Source organism: Streptomyces sp. NPDC056503 (assembly GCF_042794995.1).
In the GTDB taxonomy this organism is placed as follows: domain Bacteria; phylum Actinomycetota; class Actinomycetes; order Streptomycetales; family Streptomycetaceae; genus Streptomyces.
This window is the reverse complement of record NZ_JBHTST010000054.1, coordinates 1-858: the sequence shown is the minus strand read 5'-3', so window position 1 is coordinate 858 and position 858 is coordinate 1. Positions and strand designations below refer to the sequence as shown.

1 protein-coding gene is annotated in these 858 nt (G+C 71.8%); it reads right to left on the bottom strand.

Annotated features, from left to right (window positions below):
• Positions 1-89: 89 nt before the first annotated feature.
• A complete protein-coding gene (locus ACFQ8C_RS18155) occupies positions 90-713 on the bottom strand; it encodes a GntR family transcriptional regulator (protein WP_362117617.1) in 624 nt (207 codons plus the stop codon).
• Between the last annotated feature and the right edge of the window lie 145 nt (positions 714-858).

Genomic DNA, 858 nt, shown 5'->3' with positions numbered 1-858 from the left:
ATGAAAAGGGGCACCCTGTGCCGACTTTTCGAACGATTCGGAAACGGCCGAAGCCCCGCCGAAGCGAGGCTGTGACCTGCGGAAACGTATCAGGCGCGGGGAGCGCACCCCAGCACGTGGGCCTTCACGAGGGCCCCGATGTTCGGATCGCCCCGACGGAAGGCCTCCACCAGTTCCTGGTGCTCCTCCGCGTACGACTTCTGCACCGTGCCCAGCCAGCGGATCGACAGGGCCGTGAAGACCTCGATGCCGAGCCCCTCCCAGGTGTGCAGCAGCACGCTGTTGCCGGCCGCCTTCACCAGCTCGCGGTGGAAGGCCACCGTGTGCCGGACCTGCGCCGTGCCGTCGGAGCTCGCGTCCGCCTCGTAGAGCGCCGCCACGTGCGGCTCCAGCGTCGAGCAGTCGGCGGAGAGCCGGGGCGCGGCCAGCTCGGCCGCGATCTGCTCCAGGCCGGCCCGGACCGGATAGCTCTCCTCCAGGTCGGCCGCGGTGAGGTTGCGGACCCGGACGCCCTTGTTCGGCGCCGACTCGATCAGCCGCAGCGACTCCAGCTCGCGCAGCGCCTCGCGGACCGGGGTCTGGGAGACCTCCAGCTCGGTCGCGATCCGGCGCTCCACGATCCGCTCGCCCGGCTTCCAGCGGCCGCTGACGATCCCCTCCACGATGTGCTCGCGGATCTGCTCGCGCAGCGAGTGGACGACGGGGACGGTCATTGAGCGGCTCCTCCGGGAGTTCTTGACCCTTAGACAATACGGCGGTGGGGGCGCGCGGCCCCCCCACCCCGCCGGGGGGCCCCCACCAGGGCGGCGGGGCGATCGCCGCGGTGCGCCCGCCCAGAGAGCCGCGGACAGACACCCA

What these genes read in the sequence shown, in the direction of transcription:
- ACFQ8C_RS18155 (WP_362117617.1), bottom strand. Translation starts at nt 713, where the DNA reads ATGACCGTCCCCGTCGTCCACTCGCTGCGCGAGCAGATCCGCGAGCAC.